Source organism: Agrobacterium sp. M50-1 (assembly GCF_049843495.1).
GTDB classification, from domain to species: Bacteria; Pseudomonadota; Alphaproteobacteria; order Rhizobiales; family Rhizobiaceae; genus Agrobacterium; species Agrobacterium radiobacter.
On the sequence record NZ_JBBHZH010000010.1, the window covers coordinates 1 to 21,571 of the forward strand.

Consider the following 21,571-nt stretch of genomic DNA (forward strand, 5'->3'; position numbering starts at 1 on the left):
GAGGCACGATCATCCACACCAGCAATAACAGCACCGATGGCGCAAGCATCACCCGCGCAAGACCGCTCGTGTTTCGGGTTGCCATTGGTAGTTCCCTCCCTGACCAATCCCCGCAACGTCTCCGCCGGGGCATCCTAATTCAACGATTGCCTCAGTGGCGCCCTTCGCCCGTCGCCGCATGGTAGGTCGCCAGCACCTGATCCACCGCCGCGACCAGAACCTCCTCCATATCCTTGCCCGCAACCGTGGCGAGCGGCAATTCGCCGAGATATTGGCGCAGCAGGGTTTCGGGAATTGTCTTCCCATCCAGTGCTTTGTGCAAGGCGGAAACGGCGGCAAGCGCCTCCGGCCGCGTCCAGTAATAGCGGATACGGTCGCTGTAACTGTAGTGGCGCTGCAATCGGAGCGTGATGTCATCGCCATGATAATGTCCGCGCCAGTCACCGGGCGAGGAGAGCATCAGCTCTTCCATGGTCCGCGCCAGGGGACGATCGCCATAGTCGCTGATCATCTCGGATGCGATCATGTCGAGAGCGTAAAGCGCTTCGCGATAGGCGAAGGTCAGGCCGGGACCCACTTTCAGGATGGGATATCCATCGCATACCAGTGTCGTGAGAGCGGCCTGCGTCTGGTAATCGGTGGAATGGGCCTCGAAGACCAGTTGCGGTTCGGCATCCAGCACGGCGCTCAAGGCGGTGGCTGCCTGCGGATCATAAGCGACGACATTATCGCTGCCGAATTCCACGCCGGGCTGCACGACGAAGGCGATGACCCGATCGAACGCGTCGGAAAGACCATGTCGCGCGAAGATTTCGCGGTGAAGATCGATGGTCTGGCGTGCTGCCTGCGGCTCCGTCGGCGCGACCGTGTCGAGCACATGATCGGCTCCACCAGGCACCGGCACTTCGGTGCCGAGAATGTAAAGCGGTTTTGGCAAACCGGACTCGATGGCGGCCTTTTCGGCGACGGTCGCGAGTTTCGCGGCCCGGTTGGCAATCGTGACGTCGTCCAGCGCTGCCGGCTCACCGGCGCAGCCCATCGATGCATCGAGATGGATCTTGCGAAAACCCGCCGCCACATAGGCCTCGACCATCGCGGCGGCTTTTGTCAGCGCATCTTCGGCCTTTTCCCTGCGCCAGGGATTGGGGCCGAGATGATCGCCGCCAAAGATCACCAGTTCGTGGGGCAATCCTTCTTCCTCGGCAATGCTGTTGACGAAGCTGACGAAATCCCGTGGTGTCATGCCGGTATAACCGCCGAGATGATTGACCTGGTTGCAGGTGGCCTCGATCAGCACCGGTGTCTTGCCGATGGCGGCGCGGCGAATTGCGGCGCGCAAAACCACGGGATGGGCGGAGCAGACTGAGGTGATGCCAGCGGGCCTGCCGGCGCGGCGTGCGGCGGCGAGATTTTCGAGTATGCCGGTCACAGGATTTCCTCCGACAGTTGCGCGGCCAGAAAGGTGTCGAGTTCGGAAAGGCTGACGGCGCCCTCCATCGGGCCGCGGCGAGTGACATTGTGCGCGCCGGCGGCATTGGCGTAGGCGAGCGCCTTTTGTGGATGCATGCCGAGGCGGCGGCAGGTGAGATAGGTTGCGCCGAAACAGTCGCCGGCACCGGTCGGGTCGACTTCGCGAACCCTCAGGCCGGGGGCATCGATACGTCCATGGGTACGGCTGAAATGGCTTGCGCCATCCGCACCGCGTTTCAGCACGATCTCGCCGATCCCGGAGGCGAGGAGCTTTTCGATCGCTGCGTCCTCGTCATCCAGACCTGAGGCGGCCTGAAGCTCTTCGCCGGAAGGCAGCAGAAGATCGGTGACGCCAAGGAGATCATCGATCAGCCTGCGGCCGGCATCGTCCTGCGCCAGTTCCTTGCGGATGTTCGGATCAAAGGACACCGAGCCGCCGCGCGCCTTGACGCTTTTGATCGCTTCCAGAATGATCTCGCCAATACCGGCAATCGCGAAGGCCGATCCCATGACATGCACATGCCCGGCTTTTTCAATGAGGGCCTGCGCTTCATCCGTCATATGCGTTTCGCGCGCCGCCGAATGGGCTATGTTGAAAACGAAGTCCCGTGCGCCATTTTCCCGGTAACGCACGAAGGCGCTGCCCGTCGGCCGGTCGGCTATTGTGGCGATGGCCGAGACATCAACGCCGTCGCGGCGAAGCCTTTCGACATTGAGACGGCCGAAATCATCGTCACCAACTGCTGCGATGATGCCGGCGGTTCCGCCACAATGCGCCACCTGATCGATGAAGATGGCCGGTGCGCCGCTCGGGAAGGGGCCGATCAGCGATTGCGGTTCGAGAAAGCCGTCGCCCACCGTCGTCGCCATGATTTCCACGAGGATTTCACCTGCCGTGATGGTCGGACCATTCGTGTGCGGCGCCAGTGCGGATGTCTGCCTCATCGTCTCCTCCTTATACGTTCGCCCCCAGCTTTCGGGCGGATCAAATGCCGTCGTTCTGCGGACTCTTGTTTTCGGGTATCATTCAAAAATTTACGCGCGTCAATATATGTAATTATGAAAATTTTGCTGCATCGCAGCAGGAATCTGGCGCGATGAAATAATTTATGAAGACATTATTTGCGTTAAAACAACCATTTATCGGTATATTCAGCGATGCGACCGTGCTCGGTTTTATTTTCGTATGTTGACAAAGTAACGGATTTTGAGAGATAAAAAATTTACGCATGTATTGTTATGCGTGGACATCCGTAAAGGAGGAGCGGGTATCATGAGCAAATTTATTGGAATTCTGTCATCGTCAGTGGTCGGTGTCGGCCTTTTGGCCGGTCTTGCGCAGGCGGAGGAAATCAACATCGCCACCGTCAACAATGGCGACATGATCATCATGCAGAAGCTTTCCAGCGCCTGGGAGAAGGAAACTGGAAACAAGATCAACTGGATCGTGCTGGAAGAGAATGTCCTGCGCGAGCGCGTGACGACCGATATCGCCACCAATGGCGGCCAGTTCGACATCATGACCATCGGCGGTTACGAAGCGCCGATCTGGGGCAAACAGGGCTGGCTGGCGCCGGTTGATGATCTCGGCGACGATTACGATTACGCCGATCTGCTCGATCCGATCAAGAAGGGCCTGACGGTGGACGGCAAGCTTTACGCGGTGCCATTCTACACCGAAAGCTCGTTCACGCTTTACCGCAAGGACCTGTTCGATGCTGCCGGCCTGAAAATGCCTGACAATCCGACCTACGACCAGATCAAGGACTTCGCCGCCAAACTGACCGACAAATCGAAACAGCAATATGGCATCTGCCTGCGCGGCAAGCCGGGCTGGGGCGAGAACATGGCTTTCCTCGGCACCATGATCAATACTTATGGCGGCCGCTGGTTCGACATGGACTGGAAGCCGCAGCTGACGAGCGAGCCGTGGAAAAAGGCGATCTCGGATTATGTGGCGCTGATGACCTCCTACGGCCCGCCCGGTGCGGCCGCCAACGGCTTCAACGAAAACCAGACGCTGTTTTCATCCGGCCGTTGCGCCATGTGGATCGACGCCACCTCGGCGGCGGGCCGCGTTTATGACCCCAAGCAGAGCCAGGTTGCCGACAAGACCGCGTTTACGCGTGCTCCGGTGGAGGCAACGCCGAACGGTTCGAGCTGGTCGTGGTCTTGGAACCTTGCAATTCCAAACAGCACGAAGAAGCTTGAAACCGCCAAGTCCTTCGTCAAATGGGCGACTTCGAAGTCCTATGTGAAGACGGTTGGTGAAAGCGAAGGCTGGGTGGCCGTGCCGCCGGGCACGCGCAAATCCACCTATGAGCTGCCGGAATACAAGAAGGCGGCGCCCTTTGCAGATACGGTGCTGAAGGCGATCATGTCGGCTGATCCGTCGAAGCCGACCAAGGATCCGGTTCCCTATACCGGCGTGCAGTTCGTCGCCATTCCGGAGTTCCAGGCCATCGGCACGGTTGTCGGCCAGCAGATCGCCGCAGCCCTTTCCGGCCAGCAGACTGTGGATGCGGCGCTCGAAGGCGCGCAGAAACAGGTCGAGCGTGACATGACCCGCGCGGGCTACATCAAGTAGCCGCGTCCTCCCGGCGTGCCGCCCGTTCGTCACTTTGACGGCGGGCGGCATGGGTGGGGCCAACACCCGCCGCCCTCATTCCTGTGCTTGTCACCGGAATCCAGCCAGCCCAAGCCCTTGGGCTGAAAAGGACTCTCTCGCCACGCAGACGCGCGTCGGCTGGATTCCTGTGACAAGCACAGGAATGAGGGGAGTGGGAAAATCGCATCTAACACAAACACGCATGGCCGAGTTCATCCACTGCCCGCCATGCATCACGGAGATCGACATGAGATTGAAGAACAAGGTCGCGCTGATTACCGGCGCTGCCCGCGGCATCGGCCTTGGTTTTGCGCAGGCTTTCGCCGATGAGGGCGCAAAGGTCGTCATCGGCGATATCGATATCGCCCGGGCGACCGCCTCTGCCGCCGCCATCGGCCCTTCCGCCAAGGCCGTCCGGCTGGATGTGACCGATCTGGCCGGGATCGATGCCGTGGTAAAGGCGGTCGATGAGGAATTCGGCGGCATCGATATCCTCGTCAACAATGCCGCTATCTTCGATATGGCGCCGATCAACGGCATTACCGAAGAGAGCTATGAGCGAGTCTTCGACATCAACCTCAAGGGGCCGCTGTTCATGATGAAGGCCGTCTCCAATGTCATGATCGCCCGAGCGCGCGGCGGCAAGATCATCAATATGGCGAGCCAGGCCGGCCGGCGCGGCGAGGCGCTCGTCACGCTTTATTGCGCTTCCAAGGCGGCGATCATTTCCGCCACGCAGTCGGCGGCGCTGGCGCTCGTCAAACATGGCATCAACGTCAATGCCATTGCACCTGGTGTCGTGGATGGCGAACACTGGGAAGTGGTCGATGCGCATTTCGCCAAATGGGAAGGCCTGAAGCCCGGTGAGAAGAAGGCGGCGGTGGCCAAATCCGTGCCGATCGGCCGTTTCGCCACGCCAGACGACATCAAGGGGCTTGCGGTTTTCCTCGCCTCTTCCGACAGCGACTATATTCTCGCCCAGACATATAATGTCGATGGCGGCAACTGGATGAGCTGAAAAGCCGGAGATGACCATGCATGCCATTCAATTCGTCGAGAAGGGACAGGCCGTTCTTGCGGAAGTTCCGGTTGCCGATCTGCCGCCGGGCCACGCCCTCGTGCGGGTCAAGGCTTCCGGCCTCTGCCACACCGATATCGATGTGCTTCACGCGCGTTACGGCGACGGTGCCTTTCCGGTCATTCCAGGGCATGAATACGCCGGTGAAGTCGCGGCCGTAGCCGCCGATGTAACGGGCATCCAGATCGGCGACCGGGTGGTGGTCGATCCCAATCTGCCGTGTGGCACCTGCCCGAGTTGCAGGAAGGGGCTGACCAATCTTTGCAGCATGCTGAAGGCCTACGGCGTTTCCCATAATGGCGGTTTCGCGGAATTCAGCGTCGTACACGCCGATCACCTGCATGGCATCGGTTCCATGCCCTATCACGTCGCGGCGCTGGCCGAACCGCTCGCCTGCGTCGTCAACGGTATGCAGAGCGCGGGTATCGGCGGGAACGGAACGGTGGCTGAAAATGCACTGGTTTTCGGAGCCGGTCCCATCGGCCTGCTGCTTGCACTGTCGCTGAAATCGCGCGGCATCGAGACGGTTACGATTGCCGATATCAACGAAAGCAGGCTGGCTTTTGCCGAAGATCTCGGGCTTGAGGTGGCGGTTTCCGGCTCGGAAGAGTTGCTGCGGCAACAGAAGTCTTTCGATGTTGTCGCCGATGCGACCGGTATTGCCCCCGTTGCGGAAGCGATGATCCCGCTGGTTGCCGATGGTGGCACGGCGCTGTTCTTTGGCGTCTGCGCGCCGGATGCCCGCATTTCGGTTGCGCCCTTCGAAATCTTCAGGCGTCAGCTCAAGCTTGTCGGTTCGCATTCGCTGAACCGCAACATACCGCAGGCGCTTGCCATTCTGGAAACGGATGGCGATGTCATGGCGCGGCTCGTCTCGCACCGGCTGCCGCTTTCGGAGATGCTGCCGTTCTTTACGAAGAAACCATCCGATCCGGCCACCATGAAAGTGCAATTTGCAGCCGAATGATCGTTTGGTGGTTGATAACCGCAGTCGACCGGCTTTTCGTGCGAAGGCCGGTCGATATAAAGTACCACATGTAATATTTCATGGGGGCAAGCACTTTGGCCAAATCTATCAGGACGATGGAAGAGTTTTCGGAATTCGTCGGCCTTTCCCGCCCGACCGTTTCGAAATACTTCAATGATCCGGCCTCGGTCCGCAAGAAGACCCGGGATGCTATCGAGGACGCGCTGAAGAAATCGGGCTTCAGGCCCAATATCTTTGCCGTGAACCTCAACCGCCGCCGCTCCAATATCATCGGCATCATCATCCCGAATTCGACGGACCCGTTCTATATGGCGCTGACGAGCCGTATCGAACTCATCGCCAATGAGGCGGGGTTCCTTGCTTTCGTGCTGTCTTCTGATGGCAAGGCGGAAATCGAAGACCGCGCCATCCGCACCTTCAAGTCGATGAATGTCGCGGGCGCGATCATCGCGCCGCTCGGCGTCAAGTCCCACCGCGCCACGCTGGAGCAACTCGCGGCCAGTATTCCGATCGTTTATGTGGATTCGCCGCTCGACGAGACCTCGGCCTTTGTCGGCACCGACAACCGCCAGAGTGTCGGGCTGATGGTGGATTATCTCTGCCGTTCGGGCGAGCCGCCCTGTTTCTTCGACATGCCGCAGGTCAACACCAACGCCGCGACGCGTCGCACGGCTTATGAGGAGGCCATGCAGCGCCTCGGTTTCGAGCCGCATGTGATCAATGTCCCTGAGATCGTCACCTGGGATTTCGAGCGTTTCGCTTTTGATGAAGCGTCCCGGCTGCTTGATGGGGCAGGGCATTTGCCATCACGCACCATTCTGTGCGCCAATGACCGTATCGCCTTCGGCGTCATCGCCGCCGCTTTCCAGAAGGGCATCAAGGTTGGCCACGGTGCGGATTACGACCTCAGGGTCGCAGGCCATGATGATCATCCGCTGTCTCGTTACGCCTGCCCGCCGATTACCACGGTCGCGCAGAACTATAACGAGATCGGCAGGCTCTCGATCGAGCTTCTGTTGCAGAAGCTGGACGAGGAGGCGGATGACGCAACCCGGATGCGCGAGCGCATTCTCCTCAGCGCCGATCTGATGCTGCGCAAATCGGCCTGATGATTTGTTAGGTGAGCTAAACAAAAAATCTTATTTTCTAAATAGAACTAATATCTGAACGCTCCTACTCTGTTCTCAAGGTTGCTTTGGGAGGCGACCGCGAGAGCCGGCGCAAAGGCGTGCCGGGATCCGGGAGGAAAGCAGAAACGTCATGTCGTCGGTGCCGCGAGGGTTGACCCTTCGTAGCCTCGCCAGCGCATGGCCTTCGCCGGGCAGACTGGACACTCTCGCCAGCAATTTCCCCAGCGAAGGATGTCAAAACATGAATCTCTATTCTCTCCTGTCAGCGCGTGCAGCCGGTGGTAAGCCTGTCCGGGTGGGCCTTATCGGCGCCGGCAAATTCGGTTCCATGGTGCTCGCCCAGGCGCAGCGCATCGCCGGTTTTCACATGGTCGCCGTCGCAGACCTCAATGTCGGCAAGGCGAAGGAATCGCTGGACCGTGTCGGCTGGCCGAAGGAGCGTTATGACGCGACGAGCTGCGCCGATGCGCTGAAGAGCGGCAAGACCTATGTGACCGACGACGTGAACGAGCTTTTCGCCTGCGGCGAGATCGAATGCGTCATTGAGGCGACCGGCCATCCGCTTGCCGGCGCGCGCCATGCGCTTGGCGCCATCGACCACAACAAACATGTCGTCATGGTCAATGTCGAAGCCGACGTCATGGTCGGGCCGATCCTTGCCGAGAAGGCCAGGGCCAAGGGCCTGATCTATTCCATGGCTTATGGCGACCAGCCGGCGCTGATCTGCGAGCTGGTCGACTGGGCGCGCGCCACCGGCTTCGAGGTCGTCTCCGCCGGCAAGGGCATGAATTTCGAACCGCGTTACCGTTATTCGACGCCAGACACGGTCTGGGGTTATTTCGGCTGGACGGAAGAGGAAGTGGCCAAGGGCGACTTCAATCCGAAAATGTACAATTCCTTCACCGACGGCACCAAGGCGGCCATCGAGATGGCGGCCGTCGCCAACGGTACGGGGCTGGATTGCCCGGATGACGGTCTGGCTTTCCCGCCCGCCGGCCTGCATGATCTCGCCCGCGTCTTCCGCCCCGCTGCCGATGGCGGCCGCATGGCGCGTTCCGGCCTCGTGGATATTGCCGCGAGCCAGGAGCCGGATGGGCGCGAGGTGTTCAACAACATCCGCTACGGCGTTTTCGTCACCTTTAAGGCGCATAATGAATATGCCCGCGCCTGCTTCAAGCAATATGGCCTCCTGACCGATCCCTCCGGCTGGTACGCTTCCATGTGGCGTCCGTTCCATATCATCGGTCTGGAAACCTCGATCAGCGTGCTGTCCGCGGTGCTGCGCAACGAGGCCACCGGTTGCTCCAAGGAGTTCCGCGGCGATGCCGTCGCGACCGCCAAGAAGGATATGCAGCCGGGCGAGATGCTTGACGGCGAGGGCGGTTACGCGGTCTGGGCCAATGCGATTCCCGCCACGCGCAGCCTCGACATCAAGGCGCTGCCGATCGGTCTTGCCCATAATGTCAAGCTGAAGCGCGCCATCAAGAAGGACCAGATCGTCAGCTTCGATGATGTGGAGCTGGTCAATGACCTTGACGTGGTGAAGCTGCGTCAGGACATGGAAAACCGCTTCCGTCCGCAAAAAGAAGCCGCAGCGTGATGGGCGGAGAAGCTGATATGTCCAATGGCGCTTTCGTGGTGATCGCGGAATTTCGGGTGAAGCCCGACGCGATGGACGCCTTCCTCGATGCGGCGCGCGATGACGCCAAGCATTCGGTTGAGGATGAACCGGGTTGCCGCCAATTCGACGTGGTGCGGCCGGAGACGGGAAACAATGTGGTGTTCTACGAGGTCTATGACGACAGACAGGCTTTCGACGATCATCTGAAAACACCGCATCTCGACCGGTTTCGGGAAGCATTTCCCGCCCTTATCGAAGAAGAGCTGCCGGTGCGGTTTCTGAACCGGCAGTGGCTCTGAAAGATGGAAACGATGGCTGACATTCGCCAGATCGCCGTTATCGGAACGGGTATCATGGGCTCCCCCATGGCGCGGCGTCTGGCGGAGGCCGGGTTTTCCGTCAAGGCCTGGAACCGCAGCGCTGAAAAAGCTGCGGTTCTGGCGGCAAAGGGCGTGCAGCCGGCGGCCACGGCTGCCGAAGCTGTAACCGAAGCCGATGTCGTGCTCTGTATGCTGAGTTCCGGGCCGGTCTGCGACGAGGTTCTGCTCGGCGCCTCGGGTGTCGTTTCCACCATGAAGCCTGGTGCATTTCTGCTGGTGATGAGTTCGATCCCGGTCGATAGCGCGCGGGAACAGGCGGAGGCGGCAAAGGCTCATGGCGTCGCTTATGTCGACGCACCGGTTTCCGGCGGCGAAAAAGGCGCGACTGAGGGAACGCTCGCCATCATGGCCGGCGGTGAACAGCGGGATGTGGACGCATTGCGGCCACTCCTCAATTGCCTTGGCCGCGTCACCCATGTCGGTCCGGTGGGCTGCGGCTCATTGGCCAAGCTGGCCAACCAGCTGATCGTCGCCTCGACAATCTGCGCCGTTGCGGAAGCTTTGACGCTGGTTGAAGCGGGGGGAGCCGACCCGGCGCAGGTGCGCGAGGCCCTGCTTGGCGGTTTTGCCGAGTCCACCGTCTTCCGCCAGCACGGCAAACGCATGGTGGAAGGCGATTTCCGCCCCGGCGGGCCGGCGAAATATCAGGTGAAGGATACGTCCACGGCGCTGGCTTTCGCCAAGAGCCGTGGCCTGAAATTACCGGTCGGCGAGGAGGTTGACCGGCTGTTCCGCTCCATGGTCGAGCATGGCGCGGGCGAGCTTGATCACAGCGGTGTGATCCTTGAAGTTAAACGCATGAATGCGTTCGGAGGAACGCTCGAAACTGTTTAGAGACAACAACGGGAGGAACACATGAAAATTTCAAAACTTTACGGGCTGGCTCTCGCCGCCACCATGCTGGTTGCATCGATCGCGCAGGCGGAAACGCTCACGCTTTCGACGCCGGATCCGGACAATTCCGAAATTACGCTCGCGGCCAACAAGTTCGCCGAGCTGGTGTCCGCCAAGACAAATGGCGAAGTCACCGTCAAGGTCTTCCCGAACGGCTCGCTTTACGGCGGCGATCCATCGGGCGCCGTCAAGCAGCTGGCGGGCGGATCGCTCGACATGCTGCTTCTGGCGACATCGCTTTATGCGAATTTCGACCCGCGTTTTTCGGCGATTTCCATTCCCTATCTTTTTGACGATGAAGAACAGCTTCGCACCTATCTGGAAGGTGAGCAGGGCAAGGAGCTGATTGCCGGGCTGGAAAAGATCGGCATCAAGGCGGTGGATCTGTGGCCGCGCCCCTTCCGCCAGATGACCAATTCCAAGCGCCCGATAACCTCGCCGGATGATCTCAAGGGTTTGAAGTTCCGCGTTCCCAACAATCCGCTCTGGGTGGAATTCTTCAAGAAGATGGGCGCCGCACCGACGCCGCTCGCCTTTGCCGAGGTTTATAACGCCCTGCAGCTGAAGGTCGTCGACGGGCAGGAAAACCCCATCAACGTCCCATTGTCGGCGAAATTCTACGAGGTGCAGAAATACGTCTCGATCACCAACCATATGGGTGACGGCTGGGTTCTGGGCATCAGCCCCGCCAAGTTCAACGCCCTGAGCGATGCGCACAAGGCGGCCGTCGAGGAGGCGGCGAAGGAAGCGGAAGTGTGGAAGGTGCAAAACGACGCCTCGAGCGCCGAAGCGACGATTGCCGAACTGCAGAAACACGGAATGGAGATCAATCGCCTGACGCCGGAGCAGCAGAAGGCTTTCGTGGAAGTCTCAAAGGGCCTCTATCCGGTCTTTGCCGGGTTGGTGAAGGATCAGGCTTTCTTTGACAAGACCATTGCCGCCGTCGGCAAGAAGTAAGGCCATCAGGTCTTCCGGGCCGGCGCGCAGCCGGTCCGGTTGGGAGGACAGGTTTATGGACGAAACGTCATCATTTTTCGGCAGGGTCATCAGATTGGCGACCGACGTGCTGGCCGGTCTGGCCGCTATCGGGGTTCTGGCCGTCGTGCTTTTGCAGGTGTCGACCCGAATGTGGGGCACTCCGGTCTCCTGGACCGAGGAGGCGACACGGTATCTTTTCATATGGATGGTGTTCCTGGGCGTGGCGGGCAGCTTCCGCACCGCCGACATGGCGCGGGTAACGGTGTTCATCGCGCTGATGCCGGCCTGTGTGCGGCGTCTTGCGCTGCCCATCTACGTCGTGTCGTCGGTCGTCTTTTTCGGCCTGATGATCTGGACGGGCTGGACGCTGGTGCGCCAGCAATATGTGATGAATGAAGCCGCCGCGACGCTTGCCACGCCGATGTGGATGATCGGCATCATCATTCCGCTCAGCGCGGCTCTAGGCATTGCCGCCATCGTGGAATCCCTGCGCCAGCATCGCGACCGCATCGAACTGCCGGAAGGCCTGCAGCCTCTCGCCGATGCCGATCTGGTGGTTGGAAATATGGAGAAACGGCCATGAGCCTGACGCTGCTTGGACTTTTCCTTCTCATGAGCGCTTTCGGCGTTCCGCTTGCCGTCGCGCTCGGCCTTGCGAGCCTTGCCTCCATTGCACTTTATACGTCGATGCCGATGGACCTTCTGGCGCAAACCATGTTTTCGGGCATGAACTCCTTCCTTCTGGTTGCGGTGCCGCTTTTCATTCTTGTCGGCGTCCTGATGGAACGGGGCAAGGTCGCCGAACGGCTGTTTGACTTTGCCGAGGCGATTGTCGGCTGGCTTCCCGGTGGTCTCGGCCACGTCAATGTCGCCTCGTCGGTGATTTTCGGCGGTGTCTCCGGTTCATCCGTCGCCGATATCGCCTCGATCGGCGCAATCGAGATCAAGGCCATGGAGCGTCACGGTTTTCCCAAGGGATATGCCGTTGGACTGACGCTTTGCACCTCCACGCTCTCGTCCATCATCCCGCCGTCGATCCTCATCGTCATTGCCGGCTCAGTGGCCAATGCTTCCATCGGAACGCTGCTCGTGGCAGGTCTGGTGCCGGGCCTGTTCCTTGCATTCGTCTTCATGGTTTTCAACCATATTTACGCCGTGCGTCATGGCTTCAATCCGCCCACACCCTTCAATGTACGGCGTGTTTTGACGACCGGTCTTGCGGCCATCCTGCCGATGCTGACGCCGGTGATTTTGCTGATTGGTATCGTCGACGGATATTTCACCCCTACGGAGGCGGCCGGCATCGCCGTTGTGTACACGCTGTTTCTGGCAGTGATCCTCTACCGCACGATCCCGTTTTCCGCACTGCTCGGCATCTTCATGGAGACCGCACGTACATCGGGGTCGATCCTCTTCATCGCAGCGACGGCAAAGCTGGCCGCCTGGGTCTTCACCTTCGACGGCCTGCCCGCACAGGTCGCAGTCTTCCTCGGCCATATCAGCACCGGGCCGACCATGGCGATGGTATTGATATTTTTCTTCCTGATCGTCGTTGGCATGTTCATGGATGCAATTGCGGCGATGTTCATTCTCATTCCGGTACTTCTGCCGCCAGCGGTATCGCTGGGGGTCGATCCCATACATTTCCTGATCGTCATGGTCATCACACTGACGTTGGGGCTCGTCACGCCTCCCGTCGGCGTATGCCTGTTTGCCGTTGCACAAGTCGCGAAAATGTCGATCGAGGACGTGATAAAAGGCTCCCTTGCGCCAATGGCCATTCTGGTCGCTGCCATCTTCGCGCTGGTTCTGTTTCCGGATCTGACTCTTGCGCCCATCCGGCTCATGGGGCTTTACTAAGGCCGCGCGAAGACGACCGAAAAATCAGACAACGCGACGGGCTTGCCACTCGTCGCGTTGTTTTCGCATCCATTCCAGAAACAGCATCACTTTTCTCTGCCGCAGATGGGAATGCGGGCAAACAATCCATTGGGTGACCAGCTTGATACGTGGCGCGTCGATGACGGGACAGACAAGCGCTCCGGTGCCAAGTTCCCGTTCCATCATCAGCGTGCTTTCCAGTGCCACGCCCAGGCCGCCGGCCGCGGCATCAATTGCCATATGGCTACGGTCGAACAGCACACGCCGCCATCGCGTGTCGGAATTGACACCGGCCATCGGGAACCAGTGCGTCCACTGCGCCTGCGCCTTCACAGAATGAATGAGCCGCAATTCAAGTAGCTCGACGGCCTGAAGGCTCCCGGCGGCAGCGTAATCCGGTGCGGACACCGGCAGGAATTCCTCCTCCACCAGCCCTTCCACGAAGAGGCCCGGCCAGCGGCCATCGCCGTGGCGCAGCTCTATATCGACGAGTTCCTGCGAAAAATCGGTCGGCTCGTTGGTGCCGTCGAGGCGCACTTCCAGTTCCGGATGTTCCTCCAGAAACGAGCCGAGACGAGGCAGCAGCCACTTGTTGGAAATGGTCGGCGTCGCCCGGATCGTCAGCGTGGTGACCGAGCGGAAGCCGCGAATGCTGTCGGTGGCGTCCGCAATCTGTTCGATCTGCGCGGTGATCATCGAAAAATAGCGTTCGCCCGCTTCAGTCAGCGTTACCTTGCGGCCGGTTCGCGCCATCAGTGTCGTGCCGAGCTGGCCTTCCAGCACCTGAATCTGCTGGGAAACGGCGGAGGGCGTGACGCTAAGTTCCTCCGCCGCCCGCGAAATGCTGCCCGCCCTTGCCGCGGCGTGGAAGACGAGGATCGATTTTATCGGTATCTGCATGAGGTGGTCTTCGCTTAACAAATCACGGCGGTCACCTGAGTATCACAGGTGACCGCCGTGTTGAAAAGCGTTGAACGCGAGGCTTTTAGCGGTGGCTTGGCAGTTTCGGCAGGAATACCGTCAGAAGGCCGAGCAGCGGCATGTAGGAGCAGATGCGGTAGACGAATTCGATGCCTTCCTTATCCGCATAGACGCCGAGAACCGCAGCCCCGATGCCGCCGAAACCGAAGGCGAAACCGAAGAACATGCCGGCGATGAGGCCGACGCGGCCCGGCACCAGTTCCTGCGCGAACACCACGATGGCCGAGAAGGCCGACGAGAAGACGAAGCCGATGACGACGACCAGAACCGCCGTCCAGAACAGGTTGGCATAGGGCAGCATCAGCGCGAAGGGAATGACGCCGAGGATCGAGAACCAGATGACGACGCGCGAGCCGAAACGGTCACCGATCGGGCCGCCGAAGAACACACCGAGCGCCGAAGCCCCGAGGAAGAGGAACAGCAGAACCTGCGCATCCTGTACGCCGAGGCCGAACCTGTCGATCGTGTAGAAGGTGAAGTAGCTGGACAGGCTGGCGAGATAGGCGTTCTTGGTTGCGGTCAGGACCACCAGAACGAGAAGCGTCATCATAACCGTGCCGCGTGCCAGCGGCAGGGCGCGGCTGACCGGAGCCTTGCCGACCGTTGCGCGGCGGTGGCGGGTATACCAGACACCGACCCAGGAAAGCAAGCCAAAACCGACGAGCGCAATCAGCGAGAACCAGCTGAGGCTCGACTGGCCGAGCGGGATGACGATGAAAGCGGCGAGCAGCGGGCCGATGGCCGTGCCGGTATTGCCGCCGACCTGGAAGAAGGATTGCGCCAGACCATGGCGACCGCCCGATGCCAGACGCGCAACGCGCGAGGCTTCCGGATGGAAGATCGCCGAGCCGATGCCGATGAGGCAGGCCCCGATCACCAGAACCTCGAAACTGTGGGCGAAGGCGAGTGTGATGAGGCCGGCGCAGGTGGACAGCATGGCGACGGGCAGGGAGAAAGGCATGGGCCAGCGATCGGTCACCATGCCGACGACCGGCTGCAGCAGCGATGCGGTGACCTGAAAGGCGAAGGTCAGCAGCCCGATCTGCATGAAGTCGAGCGCGTAATTGGCCTTCAGCAGCGGATAAAGCGACGTCAGCAGCGATTGCATGATGTCGTTGAGCATATGGCAGAAGCTCGCGGCTGCGATAATTGAAAACGCCGTGCGTTGCGGGTTGAACCCGGCGCTGGTGACGGTGGCCATGATGTATCCTCTCCAGATTCCCGATCGAAGGGCGGGAAACGTGTCTTTATTTCTTCCCGCTTTTATTCATATTGTTTCTGGCCTGCATTTGTGTTCTGGACGAGTTTCTTTGTGAGTGGGCCAAATGGCAAAAATCAAATCGCGGCCGCCTTCGGGGCTGACGCTGGATGAGCATGAACGCAGTCTGAAATTGATCGACGGCACCAATGAACCGGTGCTGGCGCTTTGCCGCGTTTATCCCACCGGGCACCGAACCCCGCCCCACAGCCACAGCCGGGTGCAGATCTGGTGTGCACGTCAGGGTGTGGTGCTGGTCAGCACCGCAGATGGGCGCTGGATGATACCGCCCGGTCACGGGCTCCTCATTCCCGCCGGGCTGCAGCATGAGGCCGAGACCATTTCCACGGTGGAGATGCACTCGATCTACGTTCATCCCGATCTCTTCCACGCCGGCGCGCCGCGGGTGGTGGAAATAACCGATCTCGCCTCCAGCCTGATTTCCGAACTGCTGGCTGAGGAACACCAGCCGTCGGCATTTCATCGGCAGGGCCTTGTGCGCGCGCTTTTGCTCGACGAGGTCAACCGTCTGCCGGAGCGGCCGCTCGGATTGCCTTTTCCCGATAATCAGCGTCTGGCTGCGCTCTGCCGAGATTTCCTCAAGAAGCCCGTAGCAAGGGTGGAGATTGACGACTGGGCGGCAGCCATGGGAATCAGCCGACGCTCTTTCACGCGCCTGTTCCGCCGGGAACTCGGGGTTAGTTTCGTCACCTGGCGCCAGCAGGCCTGCATTTTTGCGTCACTGCCGAGGCTGGCGGACGGCGAGGCGGTGACCAATGTGGCGCTGGATGCCGGTTATGAAAACATCCCCGCCTTCACCACCATGTTCCGGCGGATGCTGGGCAGTTCGCCCCGGGCTTATCGGCAGGCGGCGCGGCAGCGTGTTGGAGCTTTTCCGGAGCCGGAAGAAATTGGCGACTAGGCTTCACGTTCCTCCTCATCCCTATGCCTGTCGCAGGAATGAGGGAGGTGCCCTAAGCCGCCGTCGCCCGCATGTCGCGGCGGAAATCGGAAGGCGACATGCCGGCAATCTGGCGAAACGCCTTGTTGAAAGCGCTGACGGAGCCGAAGCCGCTTTCCATGGCGATCTGCAGAATATTGTCCTTGCCGGTCATCAGCATTGCCTGTGCACGCGAAAGGCGTAGCAGGGTTAGGTATTTGATCAGCGTCATGCCTGTGGATTTGCGGAACAGGTTCATCGCATATTTCGGATGCAACGATGCGGCGCGGGCAATATCGGTCGCATCTATATCGTCGAGAAAATTGGCGGCGATGAAATCGCACATGCGCACCACGCCGATGGATGGCGCCATGCCTTCCTCGTCCTCTTTGTGTTTTCCATCGGCGGCGGACGATACGACGGAATAGGGTTCGAGAAACATCCGTTCCACCCGCAGCAGCAATTCCTCCACCGCATGTTGCGCTCTGGCCGGGTCACCCGAGGCGACGTAGCGGAACCAGCGGCCAAAATTCTCCTTATCCGCCAGGTCAGTCTCGGCGCTTACCATTGTGGCGCCACCCATCAACTGGCTGGAGACGGCGACCGGCAGGCGCATACGGAAGAAATGCACAAGCGGCAGATGCGCGCCTGCGTAAAAGGAATCGTCGGAGGAGCGGTCCATCTGGTGCGGCTGGCCACCCCAGAAAATGCACATCTGGCCGGCCTCCAGCGAGAGCTCATGATCGCCCATGCGGTAATGCACCGATCCCGACATCACATAGTTCACCTCCACCTGCGCGTGCCAGTGGGGACGGAGCATGATGGGCGGGTGATTATGGAAAAGTTGAAGCGTTGTCGGCATGCCTTCGATGCTGCTTGCACCCGGCTGGTAGAAGGCTCTTTCGGCAATCTTACTTTCCGCCAAATCGATGTTCCCTTTTTACGAGACAGATTTCCTGTCGCCGTTAATGTGCCCATGTTCGCTTAAGAACGGCAATTGAAAAAGGGAGGTTTTCAATGTGCTTGAAATTTCTTGGCGCGTCCACGGCTATGCTGCTTCTCGCAGCCCCGGCTTTCGCGCAAACCGAGACCGTCACCATCTGGAGCTGGAATGTCGCGGCGTCCGCGCTGAAATCCACGGTGGAAGGCTTCAATAAACAGAATCCGGATATCAAGATCGTTGTTGAAGACCTTGGAAACAATCAGGTTTTTGACAAGACGCTTGCCGCCTGCGCAGCCGGTGGCGATGGGCTTCCGGATATTGTCACCATTGAGAATTTTGAGGCGGAGTTGTTCTGGAGCCGCTTCCCCGATTGTTTCGCCAATCTGACCGAGCTTGGCTACACGCCTGAGAAACAGGCGCTTTTTCCTGATTTCAAGCGCACGGAACTGGAGGTTGACGGCGTCGCCTATGCGGTTCCGTGGGACTCGGGCCCGGTGGCGGTGTTTTATCGCCGCGACTTCTATGAAAAGGCTGGTATCGATCCGGCCACCATCAAAAGCTGGGATGATTTCATCGCCGCCGGCAAAAAGGTCATGGCCGCCAATCCCGGCACCGTCATGGCGCAGGCCGATTTCAACGGCGACAGCGAATGGTTCCGCATGATCGCCAACGAGCAGGGATGCGGTTACTTTTCGACCGATGGCCAGAGCATCACCATCAACAAGCCCGCCTGTGTCGCGACCCTTGAAAAGGTCAAGGAGATGAAAGACGCCGGCATCATTACGGCAGCGATCTGGGATGAAAAAATCCAGGCCAATACGGCCGGCAAGGCTGCAAGCCAGATGTATGGCGCCTGGTATGAGGGTACAGTTCGCTCCGGCTCCCCCGATCTTTCCGGCAAGTGGGGCGTCTATCTGATGCCGAGCCTGACGCCGGATGGTCCGCATGCCGCCAATCTCGGCGGGTCTTCGCTGGCGATCAGCTCGACGTCCGAGCACAAGGAAGCCGCCTGGAAATATATCGATTACGCGCTGACCACCAATGAAGGTCAGGTGACGATGCTGAAATCTTTCGGCCTCGTTCCCTCCTTGCTGTCAGCCATTGACGATCCTTTCGTGAAGGAAAAGCAGTCCTATTGGGGCGGGCAGGCGGTGTGGACCGATATTCTCGCCACCCTGCCGAAAATCGTGCCCAGCCGCGGCACGGCGTTCCAGTCGGATGCGGACGCGATCTACAAGGCGACGCAGACGAAATATTTCGCTGGCGGATATCCGGATGCGAAGGCTGCGCTCGATGATGCGGCCAAGCAGATCGAAACGGCGACGGGGCTGCCGGTCGCGGAGTAGGCCGGCGGCTGTTTATGGCCGAGTGGGTGCCGCACGTTTCTTCTCCCCGAGGGGGAGAAGTCCGCGGCAGCGGGATGAGGGGGCGAGGGTTGCGATAGATCGCGAGCTAGCCCCCTCATCCGACCCTTCGGGCCACCTTCTCCCCCTCGGGGAGAAGAAATACGCCGCACCGCCTTGCAATGGTCTCGCCCTTAAACGGGGGCAGGCCTCTTTCAAACTTTTCCATTTACCCGGCAAAACCGCCGGCATCTGGAGGTCGTCATGCCGTCAAGGAACAGGATCGCTTATGCGTTTCTTGCGCCCTATCTCCTGATTTTCGCCACCTTCTGGGTCTGGCCGATCATCAGCTCGTTCATGCTGTCGTTCCAGAATACACGCATCAATCCGTGGCGGTTCGCCCCCTCCTTGAACTGGGGGCGGCTCGTCTCCGACCCGGCTTTTTATAATGCGCTCTACAATACGCTGATCATTCTGGTCATTCAGGTGCCCGTCATGATCGCGCTCGCCACCGTCATGGCGGTGCTCCTGAATTCGCCGCTCCTAAAGGCGCGGCCACTCTACCGCTTTGCCTTTTTCGCGCCTGTTGTTGTCGGCGAGGTTGCCTATGCCGCCGTTTTCCGGCTGATGTTCAGTGCCGATTTCGGCATCATCAACAAGCTCATCACCTCCGTCGGCCTTTCGCCCATTTCCTGGTTCGACAATGCCAATGCGGCCATGGCGCTCGTCATCATTGCGGTTACCTGGCGCTGGGCGGGGTATAACGCCATCATCATCTTGGCCGGCCTGCAATCCATCCCCGGCGATGTCTATGAGGCGGCGACACTGGACAAGGTGAGCAAGCGGCAGCAGTTCTTTTACATCACCCTGCCGCTTCTCAAACCCATCATCCTCTTCTGCGTTGTGCTCTCTGTCATCGGCACCATGCAGCTTTTCGCCGAACCCTTCCTCATCACCAACAGGGGCGGGCCGGGCGGCGGCACGGAGACGCTGGGGCTGTTCCTTTATCGGCAGGGCTTCACCTCACTCAATTTCGGTTACGCCTCGGCCATTGCCTACACCATGGCGGCGCTCGCCATCGCCATTTCACTCCTCAATCTATGGGTCGGGAGGGAGCCGAAATGAGATCGAAATCAAGATCGCTTTTCTGGCAGAAGATCGCGCTGCATGCGGCGCTGACGCCGCTCGCCATCATCTGGCTGTTTCCGCTGTGGATGATGTTCGTGTTCTCGACCATGCCGGACTACGGCATTTTCAGCCCTGATATTGTTCTGGTGCCGTCCACCAACTTCATCGAGAATTTCGAGAACCTTCAGGCGGATTCCAACTTCCTGCGGGCCATGTTCATCTCGATCACCGTCGCCGTCATCTACACTGTCCTTTCGGTGTTCCTGACCTCGATGGCGGGCTGGGCGCTGGCGCGCTACCGTTTTGCGGGACGCGGGGTGGTTATCGCCATCATTCTCGGCACCATCACCCTGCCATTTGCGGTCGTCGTTATTCCGCAGTTCATCATGGTGGCGCGCGAATTCAAGCTCGCCAACACCTGGGTGGCGCTGATCGTGCCGCCGCTCTTCAATTCGCTCGGCGTGCTGTTCATGCGGCAATCCTTCTCGATGATGCCAACGGAACTCTTCGATGCTGCACGGGTGGAGGGCGTGAAGGAGTGGCAGATATTCCTGCGCATCGCCCTGCCGCTGGCGCGGCCCACCATGGCGGCGCTGTCGATCATCCTGTTTCTGGCTTCGTGGAACAACTATCTCTGGCCGCTTCTCATCAATTCCCGCCCAGGAATGATGACCGCACCCGTGGCGCTTGGCACCCTCATCGGGCTCACCAAAGTGTCATGGGGCGGCATCATGGCCGGCGCGGTGCTGCTCACCGCACCCATCCTCGTGGTTTTCGTGGCATTGCAGCGTCACTTCATCGCCGGCATTTCCGCCGGGGCAGTCAAGTAAGGGGAGGCCGCATGGCGGAACTTTCGCTCAAGAACGTGGTCAAGCGTTACGGCGCGCTCGAAGTCATCCATGGCGCCGACCTCGATATTGCCGACGGCGAATTCGTCGTCTTCGTCGGCCCCTCCGGATGCGGCAAATCCACGTTGCTGCGCATGATTGCAGGGTTGGAAGACATATCGGATGGCGATGTCAGCATCGGCGGCAGGACGGTCAACGATGCCGATCCGGCAGACCGCGGCATCGCCATGGTGTTCCAGTCCTATGCGCTTTATCCGCATATGACGGTTGCCGAAAACCTGTCTTTCGGCCTTCGAATGAATGGCAACCCCAAGGCCGATACACAAAAGCGGGTCAACCGCGCCGCCGAAATCCTGCAGATAAACGAGTTGATGGAGCGCCGGCCGAAGCAGCTTTCCGGCGGCCAGAGGCAGCGTGTCGCCATCGGCCGCGCCATAGTGCGTGAACCGCAGGTGTTTTTATTCGACGAGCCGCTGTCCAACCTCGATGCGGAGCTGCGGGTGCAGATGCGCGTCGAGATATCGCGGCTGCACAAGCAACTCGGGACAACGATGATCTATGTGACCCATGACCAGACCGAGGCGATGACGCTGGCCGACAAGATCGTCGTGCTGCGTGCGGGCAATATCGAACAGGTCGGCGCGCCACTCGATCTTTACGATGATCCCGCCAACCGTTTCGTTGCCGGTTTCGTCGGCTCGCCGAAAATGAATTTCCTCGACGCCACCATCATCGGCAGCGGCGCTGAGAGCGTGACGCTCTCGCTCGACAGCGATCCTGCGGTGCGGCTGAGCCTGCCGACAAAGGCCCGCTTGAACGACGGAGCCCGCGTTTCGCTCGGCATCCGGCCCGAGCATTTTTCCGATGCGGGGCAGGGCGATGCCGATCTCACCGTGCATGTCGATGTCGCCGAACATCTCGGCAATACCAGCTATGTTTATGCCCGTACCGAAGGCGGCGAGCAGCTCATCATCGAGAGGCCGGAATCGCGCGATGTCGGTAATCGTGACCGGCTGACGGTCGGCCTTTCCGCCCGCCGGGCCTTCCTTTTCGACAGCAAGGGCGAACGCCTGCGCTGAACCCTTTCCCAAGCACCCAAGAC

The 21,571-nt window shown here is 59.9% G+C and carries 20 protein-coding genes and 1 pseudogene; 15 read left to right on the forward strand and 6 right to left on the reverse strand.

Annotated elements, in window-relative coordinates:
• From WDZ78_RS20480 to WDZ78_RS20490, 3 genes and pseudogenes are all read right to left on the reverse strand, one after another.
• A pseudogene (locus WDZ78_RS20480) lies at positions 1-133 on the reverse strand (sugar ABC transporter permease); the annotation flags it as partial.
• Positions 134-151: 18 nt separating this feature from the next.
• Positions 152-1,429 carry a D-tagatose-bisphosphate aldolase, class II, non-catalytic subunit gene (locus WDZ78_RS20485; protein WP_425674061.1) on the reverse strand — a complete coding sequence of 426 codons (1,278 nt, stop codon included), beginning with the start codon at positions 1,427-1,429 and terminating at the stop codon, positions 152-154.
• The gene (locus WDZ78_RS20490; protein WP_425674062.1) at positions 1,426-2,415 is read right to left on the reverse strand and encodes a tagatose kinase; all 990 of its coding nucleotides are present in this window, start codon (positions 2,413-2,415) and stop codon (positions 1,426-1,428) included. Before WDZ78_RS20490 ends, WDZ78_RS20485 begins: the two co-directional genes overlap by 4 nt.
• A 328-nt stretch (positions 2,416-2,743) precedes the next feature.
• Between WDZ78_RS20490 and WDZ78_RS20495 the strand changes: the two genes are divergently transcribed.
• From WDZ78_RS20495 to WDZ78_RS20540, 10 genes are all read left to right on the forward strand, one after another.
• Positions 2,744-4,057, forward strand: coding sequence for an ABC transporter substrate-binding protein (locus WDZ78_RS20495; RefSeq protein ID WP_425674063.1), 1,314 nt, complete (start codon positions 2,744-2,746; stop codon positions 4,055-4,057).
• A gap of 268 nt (positions 4,058-4,325) precedes the next feature.
• The gene (locus WDZ78_RS20500; RefSeq protein WP_425674064.1) at positions 4,326-5,096 is read left to right on the forward strand and encodes a galactitol 2-dehydrogenase; all 771 of its coding nucleotides are present in this window, start codon (positions 4,326-4,328) and stop codon (positions 5,094-5,096) included.
• Between the two features lie 16 nt (positions 5,097-5,112).
• On the forward strand, positions 5,113-6,123 hold the full coding sequence (locus WDZ78_RS20505; protein ID WP_425674065.1) for a D-altritol 5-dehydrogenase: 1,011 nt from the start codon (positions 5,113-5,115) through the stop codon (positions 6,121-6,123).
• 116 nt (positions 6,124-6,239) lie between these two features.
• Complete coding sequence (locus tag WDZ78_RS20510; RefSeq protein WP_026372476.1) at positions 6,240-7,253, forward strand: LacI family DNA-binding transcriptional regulator; 1,014 nt, start codon at positions 6,240-6,242, stop codon at positions 7,251-7,253.
• Between the two features lie 262 nt (positions 7,254-7,515).
• Positions 7,516-8,874: an NAD(P)H-dependent oxidoreductase gene (locus WDZ78_RS20515; RefSeq protein ID WP_425674066.1), complete on the forward strand. Its 1,359-nt coding sequence runs from the start codon at positions 7,516-7,518 to the stop codon at positions 8,872-8,874.
• A 17-nt stretch (positions 8,875-8,891) separates the two neighbouring features.
• On the forward strand, positions 8,892-9,194 hold the full coding sequence (locus WDZ78_RS20520; RefSeq protein ID WP_112523336.1) for a putative quinol monooxygenase: 303 nt from the start codon (positions 8,892-8,894) through the stop codon (positions 9,192-9,194).
• 12 nt (positions 9,195-9,206) lie between these two features.
• Positions 9,207-10,109, forward strand: a complete 903-nt coding sequence (locus tag WDZ78_RS20525) for an NAD(P)-dependent oxidoreductase (protein WP_425674067.1) — start codon at positions 9,207-9,209, stop codon at positions 10,107-10,109.
• A gap of 21 nt (positions 10,110-10,130) precedes the next feature.
• On the forward strand, positions 10,131-11,126 hold the full coding sequence (locus WDZ78_RS20530) for a DctP family TRAP transporter solute-binding subunit (protein WP_046800386.1): 996 nt from the start codon (positions 10,131-10,133) through the stop codon (positions 11,124-11,126).
• A 55-nt stretch (positions 11,127-11,181) separates the two neighbouring features.
• Positions 11,182-11,730 (forward strand): TRAP transporter small permease, encoded by a 549-nt coding sequence (locus WDZ78_RS20535; protein WP_052820014.1) that lies wholly within the window; start codon positions 11,182-11,184, stop codon positions 11,728-11,730.
• Positions 11,727-13,007 (forward strand): TRAP transporter large permease, encoded by a 1,281-nt coding sequence (locus WDZ78_RS20540; RefSeq protein WP_026372470.1) that lies wholly within the window; start codon positions 11,727-11,729, stop codon positions 13,005-13,007. The genes WDZ78_RS20535 and WDZ78_RS20540 overlap by 4 nt, the downstream gene beginning before the upstream one ends.
• Before the next feature lie 24 nt (positions 13,008-13,031).
• On the opposite strand, the gene WDZ78_RS20545 is transcribed toward WDZ78_RS20540, so the two are convergent.
• Together WDZ78_RS20545 and WDZ78_RS20550 are read right to left on the reverse strand one after the other, a co-directional pair.
• On the reverse strand, positions 13,032-13,928 hold the full coding sequence (locus tag WDZ78_RS20545) for a LysR substrate-binding domain-containing protein (RefSeq protein ID WP_026372469.1): 897 nt from the start codon (positions 13,926-13,928) through the stop codon (positions 13,032-13,034).
• Positions 13,929-14,013: 85 nt separating this feature from the next.
• Complete coding sequence (locus tag WDZ78_RS20550) at positions 14,014-15,210, reverse strand: MFS transporter (protein ID WP_425674069.1); 1,197 nt, start codon at positions 15,208-15,210, stop codon at positions 14,014-14,016.
• A gap of 124 nt (positions 15,211-15,334) precedes the next feature.
• On the opposite strand from WDZ78_RS20550, the gene WDZ78_RS20555 reads away from it, so the two are divergent.
• Complete coding sequence (locus WDZ78_RS20555) at positions 15,335-16,189, forward strand: AraC family transcriptional regulator (RefSeq protein WP_425674070.1); 855 nt, start codon at positions 15,335-15,337, stop codon at positions 16,187-16,189.
• 52 nt (positions 16,190-16,241) lie between these two features.
• On the opposite strand, the gene WDZ78_RS20560 is transcribed toward WDZ78_RS20555, so the two are convergent.
• Positions 16,242-17,138: a helix-turn-helix domain-containing protein gene (locus WDZ78_RS20560; protein WP_425674147.1), complete on the reverse strand. Its 897-nt coding sequence runs from the start codon at positions 17,136-17,138 to the stop codon at positions 16,242-16,244.
• A gap of 86 nt (positions 17,139-17,224) precedes the next feature.
• Between WDZ78_RS20560 and WDZ78_RS20565 the strand changes: the two genes are divergently transcribed.
• The 4 genes from WDZ78_RS20565 (at position 17,225) to WDZ78_RS20580 (ending at position 21,548) form a co-directional block, all read left to right on the forward strand.
• Positions 17,225-18,496, forward strand: coding sequence for an ABC transporter substrate-binding protein (locus WDZ78_RS20565; RefSeq protein WP_425674071.1), 1,272 nt, complete (start codon positions 17,225-17,227; stop codon positions 18,494-18,496).
• Between the two features lie 261 nt (positions 18,497-18,757).
• The gene (locus WDZ78_RS20570) at positions 18,758-19,618 is read left to right on the forward strand and encodes a carbohydrate ABC transporter permease (RefSeq protein WP_425674072.1); all 861 of its coding nucleotides are present in this window, start codon (positions 18,758-18,760) and stop codon (positions 19,616-19,618) included.
• Complete coding sequence (locus WDZ78_RS20575; RefSeq protein WP_425674073.1) at positions 19,615-20,451, forward strand: carbohydrate ABC transporter permease; 837 nt, start codon at positions 19,615-19,617, stop codon at positions 20,449-20,451. Before WDZ78_RS20570 ends, WDZ78_RS20575 begins: the two co-directional genes overlap by 4 nt.
• Positions 20,452-20,462: 11 nt before the next feature.
• Positions 20,463-21,548, forward strand: a complete 1,086-nt coding sequence (locus WDZ78_RS20580; RefSeq protein ID WP_149622484.1) for an ABC transporter ATP-binding protein — start codon at positions 20,463-20,465, stop codon at positions 21,546-21,548.
• The last annotated feature ends 23 nt before the right edge of the window (positions 21,549-21,571 follow it).